General features: G+C 62.2%; 20 protein-coding genes and 3 tRNA genes. 5 read left to right on the forward strand and 18 right to left on the reverse strand.

Annotation, left to right across the window (positions count from 1 at the left end):
- Positions 1-106: 106 nt before the first annotated feature.
- On the forward strand, positions 107-706 hold the full coding sequence (locus P9250_RS28150) for an SCO family protein (protein WP_310396341.1): 600 nt from the start codon (positions 107-109) through the stop codon (positions 704-706).
- Between the two features lie 17 nt (positions 707-723).
- Here P9250_RS28150 and P9250_RS28155 read toward each other — a convergent pair whose 3' ends face one another.
- The 6 genes from P9250_RS28155 to uvrC all read right to left on the reverse strand — a co-directional run bounded on the left by P9250_RS28155 (position 724) and on the right by uvrC (position 4,946).
- The gene (locus P9250_RS28155; RefSeq protein ID WP_244825782.1) at positions 724-1,209 is read right to left on the reverse strand and encodes a GNAT family N-acetyltransferase; all 486 of its coding nucleotides are present in this window, start codon (positions 1,207-1,209) and stop codon (positions 724-726) included.
- Between the two features lie 172 nt (positions 1,210-1,381).
- A tRNA-Cys gene (locus P9250_RS28160) sits at positions 1,382-1,455 on the reverse strand.
- A 77-nt stretch (positions 1,456-1,532) separates the two neighbouring features.
- Positions 1,533-1,608: transfer RNA gene (locus P9250_RS28165), tRNA-Gly, on the reverse strand.
- A 102-nt stretch (positions 1,609-1,710) separates the two neighbouring features.
- A tRNA-Gly gene (locus P9250_RS28170) sits at positions 1,711-1,786 on the reverse strand.
- Between the two features lie 188 nt (positions 1,787-1,974).
- Complete coding sequence (pgsA, locus tag P9250_RS28175) at positions 1,975-2,571, reverse strand: CDP-diacylglycerol--glycerol-3-phosphate 3-phosphatidyltransferase (protein ID WP_244828086.1); 597 nt, start codon at positions 2,569-2,571, stop codon at positions 1,975-1,977.
- Between the two features lie 119 nt (positions 2,572-2,690).
- Positions 2,691-4,946 (reverse strand): excinuclease ABC subunit UvrC, encoded by a 2,256-nt coding sequence (gene uvrC, locus P9250_RS28180; RefSeq protein WP_310396343.1) that lies wholly within the window; start codon positions 4,944-4,946, stop codon positions 2,691-2,693.
- A gap of 134 nt (positions 4,947-5,080) precedes the next feature.
- Between uvrC and earP the strand changes: the two genes are divergently transcribed.
- From earP to P9250_RS28200, 4 genes are all read left to right on the forward strand, one after another.
- Entirely contained in the window at positions 5,081-6,262 is a 1,182-nt protein-coding gene (earP, locus tag P9250_RS28185; protein ID WP_310396346.1) for an elongation factor P maturation arginine rhamnosyltransferase EarP, read from the forward strand.
- A 314-nt stretch (positions 6,263-6,576) separates the two neighbouring features.
- Positions 6,577-7,134: an elongation factor P gene (gene efp, locus P9250_RS28190; protein ID WP_086966248.1), complete on the forward strand. Its 558-nt coding sequence runs from the start codon at positions 6,577-6,579 to the stop codon at positions 7,132-7,134.
- 262 nt (positions 7,135-7,396) lie between these two features.
- Positions 7,397-7,741 (forward strand): BON domain-containing protein, encoded by a 345-nt coding sequence (locus P9250_RS28195; RefSeq protein ID WP_250465256.1) that lies wholly within the window; start codon positions 7,397-7,399, stop codon positions 7,739-7,741.
- Between the two features lie 189 nt (positions 7,742-7,930).
- Positions 7,931-9,316, forward strand: coding sequence for a sigma-54 dependent transcriptional regulator (locus tag P9250_RS28200; protein ID WP_244825790.1), 1,386 nt, complete (start codon positions 7,931-7,933; stop codon positions 9,314-9,316).
- A gap of 128 nt (positions 9,317-9,444) precedes the next feature.
- Here the strand turns inward: P9250_RS28200 and nagZ are convergent, their stop codons facing one another.
- The 12 genes from nagZ to P9250_RS28260 form a co-directional block, all read right to left on the reverse strand.
- Positions 9,445-10,473, reverse strand: a complete 1,029-nt coding sequence (gene nagZ, locus P9250_RS28205) for a beta-N-acetylhexosaminidase (RefSeq protein ID WP_310396348.1) — start codon at positions 10,471-10,473, stop codon at positions 9,445-9,447.
- A 72-nt stretch (positions 10,474-10,545) separates the two neighbouring features.
- Positions 10,546-10,947, reverse strand: coding sequence for a holo-ACP synthase (gene acpS, locus P9250_RS28210; protein ID WP_250465258.1), 402 nt, complete (start codon positions 10,945-10,947; stop codon positions 10,546-10,548).
- A 7-nt stretch (positions 10,948-10,954) separates the two neighbouring features.
- Positions 10,955-11,728, reverse strand: coding sequence for a pyridoxine 5'-phosphate synthase (gene pdxJ, locus P9250_RS28215; RefSeq protein WP_244825796.1), 774 nt, complete (start codon positions 11,726-11,728; stop codon positions 10,955-10,957).
- Entirely contained in the window at positions 11,725-12,681 is a 957-nt protein-coding gene (recO, locus tag P9250_RS28220; RefSeq protein ID WP_310396351.1) for a DNA repair protein RecO, read from the reverse strand. The genes pdxJ and recO overlap by 4 nt, the downstream gene beginning before the upstream one ends.
- A gap of 17 nt (positions 12,682-12,698) precedes the next feature.
- On the reverse strand, positions 12,699-13,598 hold the full coding sequence (gene era, locus P9250_RS28225; protein WP_310396353.1) for a GTPase Era: 900 nt from the start codon (positions 13,596-13,598) through the stop codon (positions 12,699-12,701).
- Between the two features lie 48 nt (positions 13,599-13,646).
- Entirely contained in the window at positions 13,647-14,765 is a 1,119-nt protein-coding gene (rnc, locus tag P9250_RS28230; protein WP_310396356.1) for a ribonuclease III, read from the reverse strand.
- Positions 14,766-14,906: 141 nt separating this feature from the next.
- Positions 14,907-15,800 carry a signal peptidase I gene (gene lepB, locus P9250_RS28235; protein ID WP_310396358.1) on the reverse strand — a complete coding sequence of 298 codons (894 nt, stop codon included), beginning with the start codon at positions 15,798-15,800 and terminating at the stop codon, positions 14,907-14,909.
- Positions 15,801-15,863: 63 nt separating this feature from the next.
- Positions 15,864-17,654 carry a translation elongation factor 4 gene (gene lepA, locus P9250_RS28240; RefSeq protein WP_244825804.1) on the reverse strand — a complete coding sequence of 597 codons (1,791 nt, stop codon included), beginning with the start codon at positions 17,652-17,654 and terminating at the stop codon, positions 15,864-15,866.
- Positions 17,655-17,770: 116 nt separating this feature from the next.
- The gene (locus P9250_RS28245; RefSeq protein ID WP_310396361.1) at positions 17,771-18,025 is read right to left on the reverse strand and encodes a glutaredoxin family protein; all 255 of its coding nucleotides are present in this window, start codon (positions 18,023-18,025) and stop codon (positions 17,771-17,773) included.
- A gap of 5 nt (positions 18,026-18,030) precedes the next feature.
- Positions 18,031-19,596, reverse strand: coding sequence for a DegQ family serine endoprotease (locus P9250_RS28250; protein WP_310396363.1), 1,566 nt, complete (start codon positions 19,594-19,596; stop codon positions 18,031-18,033).
- Between the two features lie 18 nt (positions 19,597-19,614).
- A complete protein-coding gene (locus P9250_RS28255; protein ID WP_310396365.1) occupies positions 19,615-20,658 on the reverse strand; it encodes a MucB/RseB C-terminal domain-containing protein in 1,044 nt (347 codons plus the stop codon).
- A gap of 4 nt (positions 20,659-20,662) precedes the next feature.
- Positions 20,663-21,286: a sigma-E factor negative regulatory protein gene (locus P9250_RS28260; RefSeq protein WP_309843926.1), complete on the reverse strand. Its 624-nt coding sequence runs from the start codon at positions 21,284-21,286 to the stop codon at positions 20,663-20,665.
- Positions 21,287-21,355 lie beyond the last annotated feature (69 nt).

Genomic DNA, 21,355 nt, shown 5'->3' on the forward strand with positions numbered 1-21,355 from the left:
ATTGTCTCAAAAATGTGCTTAAAGCTAAATCATGCGCCTCACGCCGATGAAAAGGCGTGTATTTTGCGGGCTTGATACAGCCGTTACAGTCCAAAGCAACCTTTCGATGCCCGCACCCTTCCGCCGCCTGCTTGTATCTATTCTGCTCACCGCGCTCGCTGCCTGTTCACGTCCCGCCGAGCCGTGGCATCTGACCGATGTTTCCGGCCATCTGCCCGATCTCGATTTTTCACTCGTCGATGACAGCGGCGCGCATGTGTCGGGCCAATCGTTGAAAGGCCGCGCGACGCTCGTCTATTTCGGCTATACGCATTGTCCGGATGTGTGCCCGGAAACCATGGCGCGTCTCATGCAGGTTCTGGCGCGCGTGGGGCCTGACGCGGACCAGACGCGCATCGTGTTCGTTTCGGTCGATCCCGCGCGCGACACGCCCGCGTTGCTGCGGACTTACGTGCGCGCTTTCGACGGCAAACACGCCGTGGGCATGACGGGCTCGGATCGGCAAATCGAAGCCATCGCGCAGCGGTACCGCGTGGCGTATCAGATGGAGAAGCGCGATCCGAGCGGCGCTTACGAGGTCACGCACAGCTCGGCCGTGTACATCTTCGATCGCGATGGTCACGCGCGCCTGCTCGCCACCGACCGCGATTCCATCGACGCCATTGCAGCCGATCTCAAGCGCGTGATCCACGCGAAGAGCATGTAGGAACGCGCTCTCAGGCGTTATGCGCCGAAGCCGGGACGGCGCATCCACACGTGCGGAATGCCGTCTTCGTCATGTACGCCCGACGACGCGACGAAACCGAACGCGCCATAAAACTTCTGCAGATGGGCTTGCGCGTGCAGACTGATCGGCTGATCCGGCCATTGCGCGATGATGTGATCGAGCGCGCGTTCGAGCATTGCGTTACCGAGTTTGAAGCCGCGAAATTTGACGGTCGTCAGCACGCGGCCAATGCGGACATCGGTTTCGCTTTCTTTCGGGAACCCTGGCAGCAACACACGTAGATAGCCTGCGAGTTGCTCGTCTTCGCCGTAGGCGAGCAAATGCCAGGCATCGACATCGTAGCCGTCGATATCGCCATAAACGCAGTTTTGCTCGACGACGAAGACCGCGCTGCGTGCCGCGAGCATGTCGTAGACCTCGGTCGTCGTGAGATCGTCGAAGCGCTTCCAGCGCCACTGAATGTCGGAGAGTCTGTCGGTCATGGATTTGGCATGCGGCGCGGCGGATGCCGCGCCAATGGAAAGTGCCGCAATTATGCCGCGCCGGCGCCACGCGGCGTATCGGGAGCTTCCTTGCAGCAATCGAGAATCGGCAGACGCGCCGAAGATCCGACGTCGTAAAAAGAAAAAGCCCTGACGAATCAGGGCTTTTTTTTGGAGGCGCGAACCGGAGTCGAACCGGTCTAAACGGCTTTGCAGGCCGCTGCATAACCGCTTTGCTATCGCGCCATAAGCGGTGTGGTGGTCCCGGCCGAAACGCCGGCAAGTCCACCAAACAAAAAGGGAAGCGTTGCTTCCCCTTTGATTGGAGCGGGAGACGAGGCTCGAACTCGCGACCTCAACCTTGGCAAGGTTGCGCTCTACCAACTGAGCTACTCCCGCATTGATCTTTCCGTGCTGCGTTACTGCTTACACTTGCTTGCTGCCGTTTTCGTCGCCGCTTCGCTTGATACCGCTGCGCTGCATGCCTCGAAAACTTGAATCTGGAGCGGGAGACGAGGCTCGAACTCGCGACCTCAACCTTGGCAAGGTTGCGCTCTACCAACTGAGCTACTCCCGCGTTGCTGATGCTTTCTGCCGTCTTCGCGGTGCCTTTAGCTCTTTACTTCCTTGCTGCTGGCGCTGCGTGTTCGACAGAAACGAGATTATGTAGAAGCGAAGAAAAGGTGTCAACTGTTTTTGCGCGCCCTTTTCGTGTTTCGACGCAATTTTTAGCAAACTGAGGAACGGCTCCAAGGACGGCTCAACTCACAGCATGCCGCCCCGCTCACGAATCTGCGGCCACGCGAGTTTCATGTAGTACAGCATCGACCAAACGGTGAGGAACGCGGCGACATCGATGAGCCACAAGCCCCACACGCGCGTATCGATCACCCATTGCACGCCGGGGATGCGCAACTGCCCATAAAACAGCAGCATAGGAATGGCGACCATCTGACATACGGTCTTGAACTTGCCCAGCGAATTCACCGCGACGCTCTTCGATGCGCCGATCTGCGCCATCCATTCGCGCAGCGCCGAGATCGTGATCTCCCGCCCGACGATCACGAGCGCGATCACCGCGTTCAAGCGCATGAGCTGCACGAGCACGAGCAAAGCGGCCGTCACCATGAGTTTGTCCGCGACCGGGTCGAGAAACGCGCCGAACGCGGACGTCTGATTGAGCTTGCGCGCAAGAAAGCCGTCGAACCAGTCGGTGAGCGCGGCCAGAACGAAGATGACCATGGCGAGCAAATTACGATGCTCGAGGCTCAACATCATGTCCGGCAAGTAGAACACGCCCACGACGAGCGGAATCAGCACGATTCGCAGCCACGTCAGGAAAATCGGTAAGTTGAACGGCATGGACGAGAGCGAGAGCCACATGAAAGGGAGGTGCCATTGTGCCGCGTCGACCCGTCGCTCACAAGGCGGCGGGCCACGCGGCGCGGCCATTGCGAGCCGCGCCGCGCCATGCGTCCGGCTCAATGCAACTGTCGATAAATCTGCTGCGCGAGTGCCAGCGAAATGCCTTCGACGCTCGCCAGATCTTCCACGCTCGCCGCCTGCACGCCGCGCAAACCGCCGAAACGCGACAAGAGCCGCTGACGCCGTTTCGCGCCGACGCCTTCGAGTTCTTCCAGGCGCGACGTTTGCCGCGTCTTGGCGCGCTTGGCGCGCATGCCGGTGATCGCAAAGCGATGCGCTTCGTCGCGAATCTGCGCGACGAGCATCAGCGCGGCGCTTTCCTTGCCGAGTTCGAGCGCGGAACGGCCATCGGCGAAGATCAGCGTTTCGAGCCCGACCTTGCGCCCTTCGCCCTTCGCGACACCCACCAGCATGCCATGATCGAGCCCGAGCTCCGAAAACACCTGGCGCGCGATCTCGACTTGTCCCTTGCCGCCATCGATCAGCACGATATTCGGCAGCGTCCCGCCAGCGGATACGGGCGATGCGGCATCCGGCGTGACGTTGGGATCGGCGGCGTCTTCGGTTTGCAGCGTCGCGGCTTCGTCGCTGGCGTTGGCGGCGGCAAGCGCGACCATTTTCTCGTAGCGGCGCGTGAGCACTTGACGCATGGCGGCGTAATCGTCGCCGGGCGTGATGCCGGTGATGTTGTAGCGCCGATACTCGCCCGACTGCATCTTGTGATGGTGATACACCACGCACGATGCCTGCGTCGCCTCGCCCATGGTGTGACTGATGTCGAAGCACTCGATGCGCAGTTGCGCCAGGTCTTCCATGTCGAGGCTGAGCGTCTCGGCGAGCGAGCGCGTGCGCGCTTGCTGCGAACCTTGTTCCGATAGCAGACGTGCGAGCGCGAGCTTCGCGTTTTGCTCGGCCATGGAGAGCCACACGCGTTTCTGGCCTTGCGGCTGACGCAGTAGCGTGACTTTGTGTCCCGCCTGTTCGTTGAGCAGATCGATGAGCTCGCGGCTCGCGGGCGCGTGGCTCACGACCAGCACCGGCGGGATGCGATTGCCGATGTAGTGCTGTGCCATGAACGCTTCGAGCACTTCGGCTTCGAGGGCGCCTTCGCGGGATGTTGCGGTGGCTTCGATGGCGTCTTCCGAGTCGAGCTCTTCGTTGGCATCGAGTGCGTCGTTGGCTTGCGTTTCGTCGTTGGCCTCGGTTGCGTCGGCGGCGGGCGTCAGGTTGTCGGCTGTGCGCGCGTCGTTGGCTTCGAGCGCACCGCCGCCGTCCATTGCATCGTCCGCTCCGGCGACACCCGCAAGCACCGCGACACTCGCACGAGCGGCACCCGATTCGCTCAATGCTTCCGTCGCTCCGACCGCGTCCGGCGCCTGCTCTTCCAGGTCATCCCCAAGCGCATCCTCATCGCCCAGCGCGATCGCGCTTTCGACATGCGCCGGAAAATACGCCTTGTCGCCGAGATGCCGGCCGCCGCGCACCATCGCCAGATTCACGCACACCTTCCCGCCGAGCGCCACGACCGCGAGGATATCGACGTCGCTCTCGCCACCGACTTCGATCGCCTGCTGATGCAGCACCGTCGACAGCGAACTCATCTGATTGCGCACGGCCGCCGCCTGCTCGAAGCGCAGATCGGCGGCGAAGGCGTGCATCTTCTGCTCGAGTTCCTTCATCACTTCGCCCTGCCGGCCAAGCAAAAAACGCGACGCGTTCGATACATCGCGCGCGTAGTCCTCTTCGTTGATGAGTCCCGTGCACGGCGCCGTGCAGCGCCCGATCTGATGCAACAGGCACGGCCGCGTGCGATTGCTGAACACCGAGTCTTCGCACGTGCGCAGCTGGAAGACGCGCTGCAGAATCTGGATACTCTCGCGCACGGCCCAAGCGCTCGGGAACGGCCCGAAGTACTGGTTCTTCTTGTCAACCGAGCCGCGGTAGTACGCCATGCGCGGAAACTTGTGCCCGGTCAGCTTGAGGAACGGATAGGACTTGTCGTCGCGAAAGAGAATGTTGTAGCGCGGCGCCAGCGCCTTGATCAGATTGTTTTCGAGCAGCAACGCTTCCGCTTCCGAGCGCGTCACGGTCGTCTCGATCTTGCGGATGCGCGTCACCATCATCGCGATGCGCGGCGAGTGCAGCGTCTTCGTGAAGTAGCTCGACACGCGCTTCTTCAGATTGCGCGCCTTGCCGACGTAGAGCACCTTGCCGTCGCCGTCGTAATAGCGGTAGACGCCCGGCAGATTCGGCAATTGCCTGAGCGTTTTCTTCGGGTCGAAATCCGGTGCGGGAGCGTCGTTGTCAGTCATGCAGCGAGTAAGCGTGGAGCGCGAGGAAGGCATCGGCACGGCGCGAGGACGCTTTACGTCCGGGGGCGACCGGTATCTTAGAATCGCCAGTTTAGAACATTACGCCGCCGCCCCGCCGGCCGCCTTCGACGCCCATGTCAACGACACATCATCGGCAGCAAGCCGGCCACGAGTCCCACGGCCAGCTCGCTTGCGACATCTTCTGCGCGGTCGTCGACAATTTCGGCGACGTCGGCGTGTGCTGGCGGCTCGCGCGCCAGTTGCGCCGCGAGCACGGCTGGCGTGTGCGGCTGCTGGTCGATGATCTCAAGGTTTTCCACGCACTGTGCCCGGAAATCGATGTCGCGCTCACGCGGCAGGAGGCGGCGGGCGTCGTCGTCGAACACTGGCGCGATCCGGCGCACGCGGGCGATACGCTTCAGATCGCCGATGTCGTGATCGAAGCGTTCGCCTGCGAAATCCCGCACGCGTATATCGCCGCGATGGCGCGTCGCGCGCGCAAGCCCGTGTGGATCAACCTCGAATACCTGAGCGGCGAAGACTGGGTCGCGGACTTTCATATGCGGCCGTCGCCTCATCCGCGCTATCCGCTCGACAAGAGCTTCTTTTTTCCCGGACTCGGCGCGGGAACCGGCGGCGTCATCAAGGAACGCGATCTGGACCAAGCGCGCCAGCGTTTCGACGCGTCCGCCTGGTGGCGCGAGCGCGTGGGCATCGAAAAGCCTGCGCCCGATCGGACGGTCGTCTCGCTCTTCGCCTACGAAAATCCCGCCGTCGATACCCTCCTCGCTCAATGGCGCGACGGCGACGCGCCCGTCACCTTGCTCGTGCCCGAGGGCCGCATCTCCGGCGCGCTTGCGCGTTTTTTTGGACTGACGGGCTTTGCGGCGGGCGCATCGGCGCGGGCGGGCGCGCTCGAAGCACACGCGCTCGGCTTCGTCGAACAACCGCGCTTCGACGAGCTTTTATGGGCCGCCGACATCAACTTCGTGCGCGGCGAAGACTCGTTCGTGCGCGCGCAATGGGCCCAAAAGCCTTTCGTATGGCACATCTATCCGCAATCCGACGACGCCCATCTGCCCAAACTCGACGCGGCGCTCGACCATTACACGCAGCAGCTTTGCGCCGACGCGCGTGGCGCGGCGCATCGCTTCTGGCATGCCTGGAACGGCGTTGGCACGGTGGACTGGGCGGACTTCTGGGCGCATCGGCGCAAATTCGAGGCGCGCGCGCGGCAATGGGCGGCAGAACTCGCTCAAGTCGGCGATCTCGCCAGCAATCTCGTCGCGCACGCCACTGAGCGGATGGCGAAATAACGTCTACCGAAGGCGTCGCGCTGCCTCCAATCCAGTGGCCAAATCGGCAAAAACTCAGTTAAAATAAGCGGTTATCCGAGGGACGGCATTGTTCAGCCAAAAGATTTCGCACCCTACGCCTTACGCTTGGGTTCGGAAACCGAAGCCCTGAACGCCGATCAGAAAAAAAGCCGGAACCTCGTAGCACAGAATTCTCGCGCGGTGGCCCGCGTTCGGACCTTACGGTCGAACACGCGACGCAACACAAAGACACCGCTGCCGATTTATTCATTCCGCAGCAATTCAAGCCAAACATTCGTACAGGACTAGTTTTTATGAAGACCGCACAAGAACTCCGCGTCGGCAACGTCGTCATGATCGGCAGCGATGCCATGGTCGTTCAACGCGCCGAGTACAACAAATCGGGCCGTAACTCCGCGGTCGTCAAGATGAAGTTCAAGAACCTGCTGACGGCCGCAGGCATGGAAACCGTCTACAAGGCGGACGACAAGTTCGACGTCGTCGTGCTGGATCGCAAGGAAGTGACGTACTCGTACTTCGCTGATCCCATGTACGTTTTCATGGACGCCGACTACAACCAGTTCGAAGTCGAAGCCGAAATGATGGGCGACGCGCTCAACTACCTCGAAGACGGCATGACTTGCGAAGTCGTGTTCTACAACGAGAAGGCCATCTCGGTTGAACTGCCGACCACGCTGGTTCGTGAAATCATCTACACGGAGCCGGCCGTCAAGGGCGACACGTCGTCGGGCAAGGTGCTCAAGACCGCCAAGCTCAACACCGGATTCGAACTGCAAGTGCCGCTCTTTTGCAACATCGGCGACAAGATCGAAATCGACACCCGCACCAACGAATATCGCAGCCGCGCGTAAGCCACGCCCGGAACTGCTCGCGGCAATGACGGTTCAAGCGTCGTTTTACACCGCACAAGAAAGCGCCCCTTCGCGGGCGCTTTTTCTTTTGCGTGAAGTTTTTGACAAATTCAGGCAAACTTTACCGGTCTCGACCTAATTAAGCGATTAGCGACCGGCCGCAGAGGCTCATCGGCGCTTGATTCGTAAGGATGTAGTCCAAAACTTACGTGGTGGCACGCTTTCTGCTCTGTCCGCTTAATACGGACTTAACAATAACGACATGCGTAAAAAGCCCATCATCGGCAGTCATCTGCTGCTCGCCGCGATGCTCGCGCTGCCCGTTTTCGCACTCACGGCGGGTTGCCAGTCGACACCGTCGCGCGAAGCGGCAGGCGACTATGCATCCGACGCTTCGGTGACGGCTCGCGTGAAGGCCGCATTGATCGCGGAGCCGGGGTTCAGATCGCTCGTGGTAAGCGTGGCGACGTATCGCGGCGTCGTGCTGTTGTCCGGGTATGTCAATTCGGAGGATCAGATCCAGAAGGCAATCTCGATCACCCGCAGCGTGTCGGGCGTGCAATCCGTCAATAACGATCTGCGCGTCAAGACGCAACAGTCGCAATAGCCGCAACAGTCGCAATAACGAGAACCAAGAAGAAAGCGCAGGACGAACAAACGCAGCGGGACCTGTACGCAGCACGCCGGAAAAGGGCGCGCATATCCCGCCCATGACGTGCCGGAGCCCTCGCATCGCTTCGAAGGCCATGCTTGCGGCGACGGCGAATCACAGTCCATTTAATACGTTGTGTCCGCCATGCCACACGCACTGATTGTCGAAGACGATCCCAATAGCTTGTCCGGCCTGTCCGCGATCCTGACGGCCGACGACTTCACCGTCGACACCGCGACGACGCTTGCAGAAGCGCGCGCTGCCTTGTCGCGTTCCATTCCCGATGTCGTGCTCATCGACTTGAACCTGCCGGACGGAAGCGGTCTCGACCTGCTGCCAAGCCTGCCTTCTCATGCGCCCGACGGCGCGCTGCCCGTGATCGTGATGACCGGCAACGCAACCGTCGAAAGCGCGATCGAAGGCCTGCGCCACGGCATCTGGGACTATCTGCTCAAGCCGGTCAACATTCCACGCTTGCGCAGCCTTCTCGCACGCATTCCGCGTCCATACGAGCTGACCGAGGAAGTGCAGGCCCTGCGTTCGACACTACGCGAACTCGGCCACTTCGGCGAGATGCTTGGGCGCAGCGCGGCCATGCAGCATGTCTACGATCTCATCGAACATACCGCGCCAACCGAAGCCGCCGTACTGATTTGCGGCGAAGCGGGCACGGGCAAGAAGATCGCGGCGCGCACGATTCACGAACTGAGCCGCCGTCGCAAGGGGCCGTTCGTCACGTTCGATTGCTCGGCGGCGCGCGATGGCGCGCATCGTTCGATGGAAAGCGTGCTGTTCGGCCACGAGCGCAACGCGTTCGCGGGCGCGGAGAATCGCGAGCCGGGGCTGCTCGAGCAATCGGGCGGCGGCACGCTGTTCCTCGATCAGATCGATTCCCTTCCCGCCGCCCAACAAGAGGCGCTGTTACGCGCGCTCGACTCGCAGACCTTCATGCGCGTGGGCGGCAGCAACCGCATCATGACGGACTTCCGCTTGATCGCGGCGTCGCGCACGCCGATCCGCGATGCCGTTGCAAACGGCGCGTTGCGCGAAGATCTGTTCCAGCGTCTTGCGGGTTCGTCGATCAATCTGCCGCCGCTGCGCGAACGCGACGACGACATCGCGCTGGTCGCCGAGCAATTCGTCGATGAGCTGAATCGCGAGAACCATATCGCGGGCATCACGAGCGGGTCGCCTAAACGCATCAGCCCTGCGTTCCTGCGGGAATGTATCGCGAACGAATGGCCGGGCAACGTGCGCGAGTTGCGCGAACGCGTGCGCCGGGCATATCACGCGTCGGGCGAAACGATCGAAACCTTGCGCGCCGATGAACAAGGCGGCAGCGGTCGCGGTCTGAACGGCAGCAGCGTGCAGGTGACGGTTGGCACCGCGCTCGCCGATGTCGAAGATATGCTGATTCGCGCGACGCTCGAAGCGGTTGGTGGCACGCGGCATCGGGCAGCGACGCTGCTTGGCATCAGCCCGAAGACGCTTTACAACAAGTTGCAAAGGATGAAGCTGGAATCGTCCTAATGGTGGGCGCCGCCGGGCAACGCTCGGCGCGCTCCAATCACACAACCAAAAGGCCACGGTTTGTCTGCCGTGGCCTTTTGCTTGGCGCTCCGCCGTGGCGGACGTTGATCTTGCTTTCGCCGATCGCCTCAACCCAACGCGCTCTTCACCAACTCCCGTGCCGTCCGATATTCCGCCTGCGCCTGCAACTTGCTCCAGCGCGGCGCCTTGCCACGCGGACGCATCTGCTTGAGACGCTGCTCGGATGCCTTCGTAGGCGTATAGCGCAACTGGTTCAGCACCTTGCCCGCCTCTTTTGGCTGATTGCAGATGAGCACCATGTCGCAGCCCGCGGTGAGCGCGGCGCTCGCCGCTTCGGTGAGCGTGCCGCCGGCGCGCGCGGCTTCCATCGAAAGATCGTCGCTGAAGATCGCGCCATTGAAGCCCAGCTTGCCGCGCAAAATGTCCTGCAGCCAGATACGCGAGAAGCCCGCGGGTTTGTCGTCGACTTGCGTGTAGATCACGTGCGCCGGAATGACAGACGCCAGCGACAAGCCGAGCCAGTCGTAAGGACGGATATCGGCGGCAAGGATCTCTTCGAGCGAGCGATCGTCCGTGGGCAACGCGACGTGAGAATCCGCCGAGGCGAACCCGTGTCCCGGAAAGTGCTTGCCGCAATTGGCCATGCCGGCAAGCGCGAGCCCATGATTCAGGCTCTTGGCAAGCAGCGTCACCACACGCGGATCGCCATGCAACGCACGGTCGCCAATGACCTGCGACTGACCGTAGTTCAGGTCGAGCACCGGCGTAAAACTCATGTCGATGCCGCACGCGCGCAATTCCGAAGCGAGCACGTAACCGAACGCCGTCGCCACCTTGGTGGCCGCGAGCACGTCCTTGTCCCACAGCGCGCCGAGCTTTCCAGGCGCGGGCAGCACCGTGAAGCCATCGGTGCGAAAGCGCTGCACGCGTCCGCCTTCGTGATCGACTGCGATAAGAATGTCTTCGCGTACCGCGCGAATCGCATCGGTCAATGCGACGAGTTGCGCGCGATCCTTGAAGTGCCGCGCGAAGAGAATGATGCCGCCCGTCATCGGATTCGAGATGCGCTCGATATCCGCGTCGTTGAGCGTCGTGCCCTCGACATCGAGCATGACTGGGCCGGGAGTGCGTTTCATCGAATTCAATTGGATCGTTACCGTCGTTGTTGGAGTGATGCCCTGCCCTGAAGCGCGCATGTCGCCGCGCTATCACGCATCCGGCGTTTCGGCGATGACGAACGACACCGCGTAATCGCGCTCGTCGCTGACCGTCACCTGCGCCGTGATATTGCGCTCGGCAAGCCATGTGGCCAGTTCGCCCGATGCCTTGACGACCGGCTTGCCGCTCGCCTCGTTGAGCGTCTGAAGCGCGCGCCAGGTCATCGGCCAGCGCATGCCGAGGCCGATCGCCTTCGAGAATGCTTCCTTGGCGGAAAAGCGCGTCGCGAGAAACGCGAGGCCGCGCACTTCGGACCGCGCGCGCCGCGCATGATAGATGCGCAACTCGTCCGGCCCGAGCACTTTTTCGGCAAAGCGCCCCTTGGTGCGCTCCATCACCGCCGCCACGCGGCTCACCTGCACGATGTCCGTGCCGATTCCGTAGATCGCCATGATGTACTCAGCGCTTCGTCTGCGCGGCGAGGCGCGATGCGACCATGATCGCTTTCATCTCGCGCACCGCGTTGTCCCAGCCCGCGAAGATCGCGTGCGCGACGATCGCGTGGCCGATGTTCAATTCGACGATGCCATCGAGCGCGGCGATTGGCTGGACGTTGGTGTAATGCAGACCGTGGCCCGCGTTCACCTTGAGCCCGAGCGAGTTGCCGAAATCGACGCTCGTCGCGACGCGCTCGAATTCGCGGCGCTGTGCGGCTTCATCGTGCGCTTCGGCATAGCTGCCCGTGTGCAGTTCGATGACTGGCGCGAGCGCTTCCTTGGCCGCGCGAATCTGCGTCTCGTCAGGATCGATGAATAGCGATACGCGGATGCCCGCATCGGCCAACTGCCTGCACGCGGCCTTCACGGCTTCGAACTGGCCGGCGACATCGAGACCGCCTTCGGTCGTCAGTTCCGAGCGCTTTTCGGGCACGAGGCAGACGTCTTGCGGCTTGATCTCGCACGCGATGTCGAGCATCTCGCGCGTCACGGCGCATTCGAGATTCATGCGCGTTCCGAGCAGCGGTCGTAGCGTGCGCACGTCGGCATCGACGATATGACGGCGATCTTCGCGCAGATGCAGCGTAATGCCGTCCGCGCCCGCTTCTTCGGCGGCGAGCGCGGCGCGGATAGGATCGGGATAGGTCGTGCCGCGCGCCTGGCGCAGCGTGGCCACGTGATCGATGTTCACGCCGAGGTCGATCACACTGGCAGGCGATGAGAGAAAGAAGCTCATAGATTTTGCAGGTCTAACAGGATCTGACGAGTGGCGAGCGGCGTGCCGCCCAGATAGACGTTGAGCAAAAAGCGCATCAGCGTCTTGCTTTGCGCGGCGGTTTGCGCGCTGGTGTAATCGTCGCGCTCCATGTCGATGAGTGTCTGACCGAAGATGACCGGCCATTGCGCGGGCAAGTCGTCGGAGGCTTCGCGTACGCCACGCTCGGGATCGAACATATAGCGGCCTTCGGGCACGACGCTCTGACGCGTCACGGTGCGCGTGAGCGCCATGGCGTAGCCGGTTTCCTTGAGCAAGACGCGCTCGAAGGAACGCAGTACCTGCACGGCGGGTTCGTCGTGCGCGAGGCGCGAAAGCGTGAGCACGTAATGATTGAAAAGCGCCGGATGCGCGTCTTCACGCGCGCAAAATTTGACCAGCAACTCGTTGACGTAGAAACCGCAGAGAAGCGCGTCGCCGGTCAGGGGCAGCATGCCGCCGACCCATTCCGCCGTGGTCAGCGTGCGGACTTCGCCCTTGCCCGTCCATGAAAGACCGAGTGGCTGGAAGGTTTGCAGCACACCGCGCAGCGCGGAATGCGGACGCTTTGCGCCCTTCGCGACCAGCGCGATACGGCCATGATCGCGCGAGAAGACATCGATGATGAGACTGGTTTCGCGATACGGATAGCTATGCAGCACGAAGCCCGGCTGCTCGCTGACGCGAAAGTCGGAACGCGGACGCGGCGACGGCTTGTCGTGCGAGGAGTTAGACGAAGAAGAAGTGGGCGCGCGTTTGCGTTTGGGCGCGGCGCGCGTCGGGCGTTCGGTTGCGTCGAAATCATCCTCGCTTGCCGGACGGCTGCTTGCTTCGGATTGGCTGGCGCGCGCGGGACGCTCGCTCGCCTCGAACTCGTCCCTGGCGGGATCATCGGCGGGCGCGGATATCCGGGCGTCGTTCGTGCCGTCGTCCATGGATCATTCGCAAAAGGTCATTCGTAGCCGTAAGCGCGCAGGCCCGCTTCGTTGTCGGCCCAGCCGCTCTTGACCTTGACGAAGGTTTCCAGATACACGGGTCCGTCGAAGAGCTTTTCCATGTCGAGCCGCGCCTCGGTGCTGATCGTTTTGAGCTTCGCGCCCTTCTGGCCGATGATCATTGCCTTGTGGCCGTCGCGATCGACGAGAATGGTCGCGAAGACACGGCGCAGGCGCCCTTCCGTCTCGAACTTGTCGATCAGCACCGTGCTCGTGTAGGGCAACTCGTCGCCGGTCCAGCGGAACACTTTCTCGCGCAGAATTTCGGCCGCAAGAAAGCGCTCGCTGCGATCCGTCAGATCGTCTTCGCCGTAGATAGGCTCGCCTTCAGGCAGATACGGCTTGATGACCGCCATGAGTCGCGTGATGTCGTCGGTATTCTTCGCCGACAACGGCACGATCTCGCGGAAGTCGCGCAACGCGGACATCTGCTGCATGAACGGGAACAACGACGCCTTGTCGCCCACGCGGTCGAGCTTGTTCGCAATCAGAATGGTGGGCGTGCCGGTCGGGATAAGGTCGAGCACGCGCTGGTCGTCCGGGCCGAAGCGGCCTGCCTCGATCACGAAGAGAATGGCATCGACCGAGGAAAGCGTGGACGTCACCGCGCGATTCAGCGAGCGGTTGAGCGCGCCGCTATGGCGCGTCTGGAAGCCGGGGGTATCGACGAAAATATACTGCGCGTCGTCGAGCGTGTGAATGCCGGTGATTCGGTGCCGCGTCGTCTGCGCCTTGCGCGAGGTGATGCTCACCTTCTGGCCGACGAGCGCGTTCATCAGCGTGGATTTGCCGACGTTGGGGCGGCCGACGATCGCGACCATGCCGCAGCGGAAACCGGAAGATGTGGGAGCGTTCATAAGATGTGTTCGTTATGCGCAGATGCGCGTGGCGCCTGGTGATGCGCTTTAATGACCGGCGTCGGCGGCGCGCACGACGCGGGGCGCGGGCGCTTCCGGACTCGCGCTGCTACGGCTTTCGTTGCTGCTTTTGTCCGCAGGCGAATCTGCCTCGCTCGTGACCGCGTGACTGCCCTCGGAAACCGGCGGCGCTTCGCTCTTGCTCGAACGTTCCGGCCGATGGATCACCACGCGCTCCGGCTTGTCCGACGCCGCGAACGACGCCGCCGATGGCTCGACATGCGTTGCGCGGATCACGGCGAGTGGCGCGGTGGACGGCTTGTCTTCAGCGTGTGCATGCGAGCCGTGATGTACTCGGTCGCGATCCCGCTCGCGCCGGTCCGGCGAGCGCAGATCGAGCGCAGCCTGCACGCCTGTCACGCCCGGAACGACTTCGGCTTCCGCCAGCTTCGCGGCCCGCGCGCCCTTGCGTTTAGGCTTGACGGCGAGCGTCGGAGCGGCGGCCATGACGTCGTCGAGCGCTTTTTTCGCCGCGGCTTGCTCCGCCGCACGACGGCTCGCGCCCGAACCGGACACTTTCACGTCCAGTTTCGGCACCGAGCATTCCACTTCGAATTGCTGATTGTGGGCCGCGCCGTGCGTGGCGACGACGGTGTAAGTCGGCAGCGCGATCTTGTGGCCCTGAAGATATTCCTGCAGCAGCGTTTTTGCGTCCTTGCCGATGGTGCGCGGATCGATGTGATCCAGCACCGCCGTATAAAGCCGCTTGATGACGGTGTACGCGGCGTCGAAACCGCCGTCGAGGAAGATCGCCCCGAAGATGGCTTCGAGCGTATCCGCGAGAATCGACGGCCGGCGAAAACCGCCGCTGCGCAATTCGCCTTCGCCGAGACGAAGACATTCGGACACGTTCAGCGCCTGCGCGATTTCATACAACGACTGCTGTTTGACGAGATTCGCTCGCACGCGCGAAAGATCGCCTTCGTCGAGCTTGCCGAATCGCTGGAACAAAAGCGCGGCCACCACGCAATTTAGAACGGAATCGCCGAGAAATTCGAGCCGTTCATTGTGCGTGGCGCTGTGACTACGGTGTGTCATCGCCTGGCGCAGCAATTCCGCATTGCGAAATTCGTACCGCAACCGGCTTTCCAACGGAGAAGAGGGCATGGACAGAGTATAACGCGCCCGCGCGGACGGTCGATTCCGCCCGGCGGGCCAGGAAAACACGTGGCGAGACGGTGTTAGCCGCGCTTCTTCACGCCGTTTCGAAGCATTGTCGGGGCGCGTTACGCGCGAACTCGCGCCCGATCAATCGAACGAACCGATACGCTTCAGATTGCTGAAGTTCATCCAGATGAAAAACGCGCGACCGACGATATTCGCGTCCGGCACGAAGCCCCAGTAGCGGCTGTCGGCACTGTTGTCGCGGTTGTCGCCCATCATGAAGTAATGGCTCGGCGGCACCTTGCACGTCACGCCTTGCGCGTTGTAGTTGCAGTTGTCGCGAAACGGGTAATCGTCTGCGCCCATGACGAACGGCGGCACTTGCGGATTGTTCAGGATGGCGTTCTTGCGGCCGTCGAGGTCTTCGACGAACTGCTTCGCGTAACCAACCCGCTCTTCGTCGAAGTAATCGGGCAGCGGCGTTTCGGGCACCGGTTTGCCGTTGATCGTGAGCTTCTTGTCTTCATACGCGATGGTGTCGCCCGGCAGGCCGATCACGCGCTTGATGTAGTCGACCGACTCGTCCTTCGGATAGCGGAACACGACCACATCGCCGCGCGATAGCGGCTTGCCGCTGGTCAGCTTGGTATTGCTGATCGGCAGACGCAGGCCGTATTCGTACTTGTTCACGAGGATGAAGTCGCCGACGAGCAAGGTTGGCACCATGGAGCCCGACGGAATCTTGAACGGCTCGACGACGAACGAGCGCACCACGAACACCGCGAGGATCACGGGGAAAAAGCTCGCCGTGTATTCGAGCCACCACGGCTGACGCAGCTTGTCGTCATGCAGACGGGCGCGCGTCTGCGCGGCATTTTCATCGGCGAAACGCTCGCCCACGCGTTCCTGTTGACGGTCGAACTCGGCGACCGCGGCATCCGCCGAACGGCGGCGCTGCGGCTGGAACACCAGCTTGTCCAGCACCCATGCAATGCCCGTCAACACGACGAGAATCAGGAGAATCAGTGCGAAATTCATTCAATCGCTTCCGGTTGTTATCTTCAGTTCTTGTTATTGGCGTTCAGGCGCACCAGGCGGGACTTAGTCGTCCACACGCAGGATTGCGAGGAAAGCCTCCTGCGGGATCTCGACCGAGCCGACCTGCTTCATGCGCTTCTTGCCCGCCTTCTGCTTTTCAAGCAGCTTCTTCTTACGTGAAATGTCGCCGCCGTAACACTTGGCGAGCACGTTCTTGCGCAAGGCCTTGATGTTCTCGCGCGCGATGATATTCGAGCCGATGGTCGCTTGAATTGCCACGTCGTACATCTGGCGCGGGATGAGTTCGCGCATCTTCGACGCCACTTCGCGCCCGCGATGCTGGCTTTGCGAACGATGCACGATGACCGAGAGCGCATCGACCTTGTCGCCGTTGATGAGCATGTCGACCTTCACGACGTCCGCCGCGCGATATTCCTTGAACTCGTAATCCATCGACGCATAGCCGCGCGAAGTGGACTTCAGCCGGTCGAAAAAGTCGAGCACGATTTCGGCCATGGGAATTTCATAGGTGAGCTGCACCTGCCGGCCGTGATACTGCATGTTGGTTTGCTGGCCGCGCTTGTTCGTACAGAGCGTGATGACCGAGCCGACATATTCCTGCGGCATATAGAGGTTCACGGTGACGATAGGCTCGCGCACTTCCTCGATCTTCGGCGGCTCAGGCATCTTGGCCGGATTCTCGACCGAGATGGTGGTGCCGTCGCGTTGCAGGACCTGATAGATCACCGTGGGCGCGGTGGTGATGAGGTCCATGTCGAATTCGCGCTCGAGCCGCTCCTGCACGATTTCCATGTGCAGAAGGCCGAGAAAGCCGCAACGAAAACCGAAGCCCAGCGCTTGCGAGACTTCCGGCTCGTACTGCAACGACGCGTCGTTCAGCTTCAGCTTTTCGAGCGATTCGCGCAGCGCGTCGTACTGGTTCGCTTCGACCGGATAGAGACCCGCGAACACCTGCGGCTTTACTTCCTTGAAGCCCGGCAGCGGCTCGGCGGCGGGACGGTTCGTGAGCGTGACGGTATCGCCCACTTTTGCCGCCGTCAGTTCCTTGATGCCCGCGATGACGAAGCCCACCTGCCCCGCCGACAACTGCGAGAGGTTGGTCGACTTCGGCGCGAACACGCCGAGATGCTCGACCGGATACTGCGCGCCGGTCGCCATCATCTTGATCTTGTCTCGCGGACGCAGCGTGCCGTTGACGATACGCACCAGCATGACCACGCCGACGTAATTGTCGAACCACGAGTCGATGATGAGCGCCTGCAACGGCGCTTCCGTGTCGCCCTTCGGCGGCGGCACTTTGAGAATGAGCGATTCGAGCACGTCTTCCACGCCCAGACCGGTCTTCGCGCTGCAATGCACGGCGTCCGTCGCGTCGATACCGATCACGTCTTCGATCTCGGTGATTGCGTTCTCGGGGTTGGCGGCCGGCAAGTCGATCTTGTTCAGCACCGGCACGACTTCGACGCCGAGCTCGATGGCGGTGTAGCAGTTCGCGACTGTCTGCGCCTCGACGCCCTGGCTGGCATCGACGACGAGGAGCGCGCCTTCGCATGCGGAAAGCGAGCGGCTGACTTCATAGGAGAAGTCGACGTGTCCGGGGGTATCGATCAGATTGAGGTTGTAGACCTTACCGTCGCGCGCCTTGTAGGTTAGCGCGGCCGTCTGCGCCTTGATGGTAATGCCACGCTCGCGTTCCAGGTCCATTGAATCGAGCACCTGCGCTTCCATCTCCCGGTCGGACAGACCGCCGCACAACTGGATGATGCGGTCAGCGAGCGTGGACTTGCCGTGATCGATGTGCGCAATGATCGAAAAGTTACGAATATGATTCATTCAGTGCCGATCAAGCGAAAAAGGCGCGCCCTCGAATAACGCGGAGCACGCCTTGAAAATTTGGGGAAAACTTCAACATTTTAGCCGAAATAGGGATGGGCCGGCGCTTTTCGCCTTTAGCCCTGATCGAGCGCCGCCCTGACCGCGTTTGCGTCGAGCCGATACTGGCATAGTTCGACGCCTGCCAGGATCAGCACCGGCACGCGCTCGTCGTAACGCGCTTCGAGCGCCGGATCTTCGTCGATATCGATCCAAAGAATTGCTCGGCCAAACTGCTCTGCGATGGGTTCGAGCTCGGCGCGCATGTCCTCGCAGAGATGACACCAGGCGCGACCATACAGGATAAATGGCGCGCCCGGTGATTGGCTCATGTCGATTACTTTTGCGCCGGCACGCGCGGGCGCAACGGCACGAACTGTGTGTTGTCGCCGCGCCGCACGAGCACCGCGATCATCTTGCTGGCGTCGAGGTTCTGCGCCACGGCCTCGAACTGCTTGGAACTCGTGATGTCGGTATCGCCGACGCGCAGGATGATGTCGCCCTTCTGAAAGCCCGCGCGCGCGGCCGGACCTTCCACTGCATCGACCTGCACGCCGTTCGTCAGCTTGAGCGACTTCTTCTGATCAGCCGTGAGGTCGCTGACCGCAAGCCCGAGGGAATTGCTGGCGCGTTCCTTCGGCTGCGTCGGCTTCTTCTGCTCGGTCTTCGCGGCCTTGTCCGGCTGCATCTCGGCAATCGTAATAGGCAGATCGCGCGACTGGCCCTTGCGCCAGACCGTGATGGTGGCCTTGGCGCCCGGCTTCGTGTCGCCGACCATGCGCGGCAGATCGGTGGCCGTCTCCACGTTCACGCCATTGAACTTGAGAATGATGTCGCCCGGCTGCACGCCCGCCTTGTCCGCGGGACCGCCCGATTCCACGCTCGACACGAGCGCACCCTGCGCCTTCGGCAGACCGAGCGAGTCGGCGACGTCCTTCGTCACTTCGCCGATCGCCACCGCGATACGTCCGCGCGTGACCTTGCCCGTCGTCTTCAACTGGTCCGCGACGCGAATGGCTTCGTCGATCGGAATGGCGAACGAGATGCCCATGAAGCCGCCGGTGCGGCTGTAGATCTGCGAATTGATGCCGATCACCTCGCCCGCCATGTTGATGAGCGGACCGCCCGAGTTGCCCGGATTGACCGCCACATCGGTCTGGATGAACGGCAGATAGTCGCCGGTGTCGCGGCCCTTCGCGCTGACGATGCCCGCCGTCACCGTGTTGTCGAGGCCGAACGGCGAGCCGATGGCGAGTACCCATTCGCCTACGCGCACCTTGTTCGAGTCGCCGATGGTGATGGCCGGCAGATTCGCCGCGCTGATCTTCACGACGGCCACATCCGTGCGCTCGTCCACGCCCACGAGACGCGCCTTGAACTCGCGCTTGTCGGTGAGCGTGACGTAGATGGTGTCCGCGTCGTCCACGACGTGGGCATTGGTCATCACATAGCCGTCCGTGGACAGGATGAAGCCCGAGCCTACGCCGCTGCTTTGTTCCGAGTTGTCCTGGCTGTCGTCGGGGGTGCGGCTGCCGCCCTTGCCCTGATCGCCGCCGCTGCCGCCCCCGCCTTGTCCGCCGCCGCCCTGGCCACCGCCACCGCCGCCACCGCCGTTTCCGCGCGGCGAGCCGGGCTGACCGGGCATCGGGATACCGAAAAAGCGCCGGAAGAATTCGGACATGTCGCCTTCATCGAGGCCAGGCGGCAAACCACGCAGGTCGCTGCTCGACCCGACACGCGACGTCGTGCGGATATTGACGACCGAAGGCCCCACCTTGTCGACCAGCGTGGTGAAGTCGGGCAGATTCACCGTTGGCACTGCCGCTGCTGTCTGCGAGAGGAACGGCAGGCACACGGCGAGCGCCGCGGCCGCGAAGAACTTGCGCAGCGAGTAGTTGCTCATATGTCTAAGGCCGAGGGATTACTTGGAAGGCTTGTATTCTATGGCAGAAGCAAATTGCTGCAACGTGGATTGCGGCACCTCACCCAGCAAGGTAATCCAGAAATCGCCGCGGCGCTTGACGAGTACATGAGTCGCGCCGCTATTACCGGCGCCTTCCTTGCGCGCGCTTTTCTCCACCGGTTCGATAAAAACCGAGATGGCGGCGAGGCCGTCGGAGAACACGGCCTGATCGACCGGGATGGCCGGCTGGCCTGGCTGGCTCGACGCCATCGGACGGCGCAACTCGCGAATCTTGCGAAAGCCCGCAATATTCGGCGTGAGTTGCCAGCCTTGCGCTTCGATATCCACCGGCTGCACGGGAGGCCGCACCGTGGTCCAGCCCGTCGTGCTGCGCATGCCGCTTGCAATCGACGCCTTGTCGATCGCCCCGCCTATACGCACCTGAGAGAACGAAAGCTGTTCCAGCACCTGGCCGTCCGGATCGAGCGTCTGGGCGCGCAACAGCAAACCAGTCTTGGCATCTGCCCAAAGCTTGTACGCGAACCGGTAAGAATCTTTTGGATCGAGTTCGAGCACTTGGCTTTCGAGCCCCGCCACACGGTCGGTGCCCAAGAGCTTCGGTTCGTAGACGGACAGAACCTGATCGCCGCTCGTCGATAACAAAGCGGGAAAAGAATCCTTGCTCTGCCGATGTTCGACCACGAGCAGATGGCGCTCCGGGACGAACGTGTACATGTCGTCGTCGTGACGAAGCATGCGGCGCGGGGCGCCGTCGAGACTTTCGAGCGATTCGTATTCGCCGTCGCCGCGCGTGGCGACATGCGTGATGCGCGACGACTGCACCGTCGCACCGCGCTGATAAACGAAAGTACCCTCGTAATTCTGCTGCTGGGCCGCTTCGTGAATGCGGTTGAGCAGAGTGGCGGCTGTCTTGCGCTGGGCGGCGGGGTTGTCCCCCTGAGCGAAACTGCTCGATGCCGCCGCGAACAACGCGGCTGCGCAAAGCATCAACGCCGGCAGCCGCCCCCAATATCTAGTTTTATTCAACCGCACACTCGCCATCAGGTTATTGGCCCTGCGTCGTCACCGCCGCGCGAATCAAAGGCATGGAGCCGGGCATGGCCGGCTGCTGGGAGAACTGCTGATGCGCTTCGAGGTATTGATCGAGGCTCGCGTCGCGGATGATGTTCGCCTCCACCACCGGCGCGCGCGTGCTGACCGCCGGCACAGACGCCATGGCGACGCGCTGAACCGAGTCGCCCTGCGTGCTTGCCACTGGCGCGCCCAGACGGCTGTCGACGCCCTGCAACTGCGGCACGACGATCCACGTGAGCGTGGCAGCCGCCGCGGCAACGGCGAAAGCCGGCACGACACGACGGCGCAACATGCCGCCACGCGCCTTCTGTGTCTGTGCCACCGCAGCTGGCGCCAGCACATGCGCCTCGGCCTCGAAACGCGCTGCAAACGCTGTCATGAACGCGCTGCTCTTCGCCGGGCTTTCTGCCAGATCGTCGGAACGCAGTGCGTCGCCGATCAGGTGATAGTCCGACCATGACGCGCGGTCATGGTTATTGAGTTCAGCAAGAAACTGGCTGATATTTCCGAGTTCGTCGAGCGACTCGCCATCCACGAACGCGGAAAGGCGCTCACCGCGCGAACTGTTATTCGATTGCACCGGAACCGACCCCATGATGCTCCCCATCTCTGACACCACCCCGTAGTGACACCAACTAACCCAGATATTGCGTCCCTGCCCCGG

This window comes from Caballeronia sp. LP006 (assembly GCF_031450995.1).
Lineage (GTDB): Bacteria > Pseudomonadota > Gammaproteobacteria > Burkholderiales > Burkholderiaceae > Caballeronia.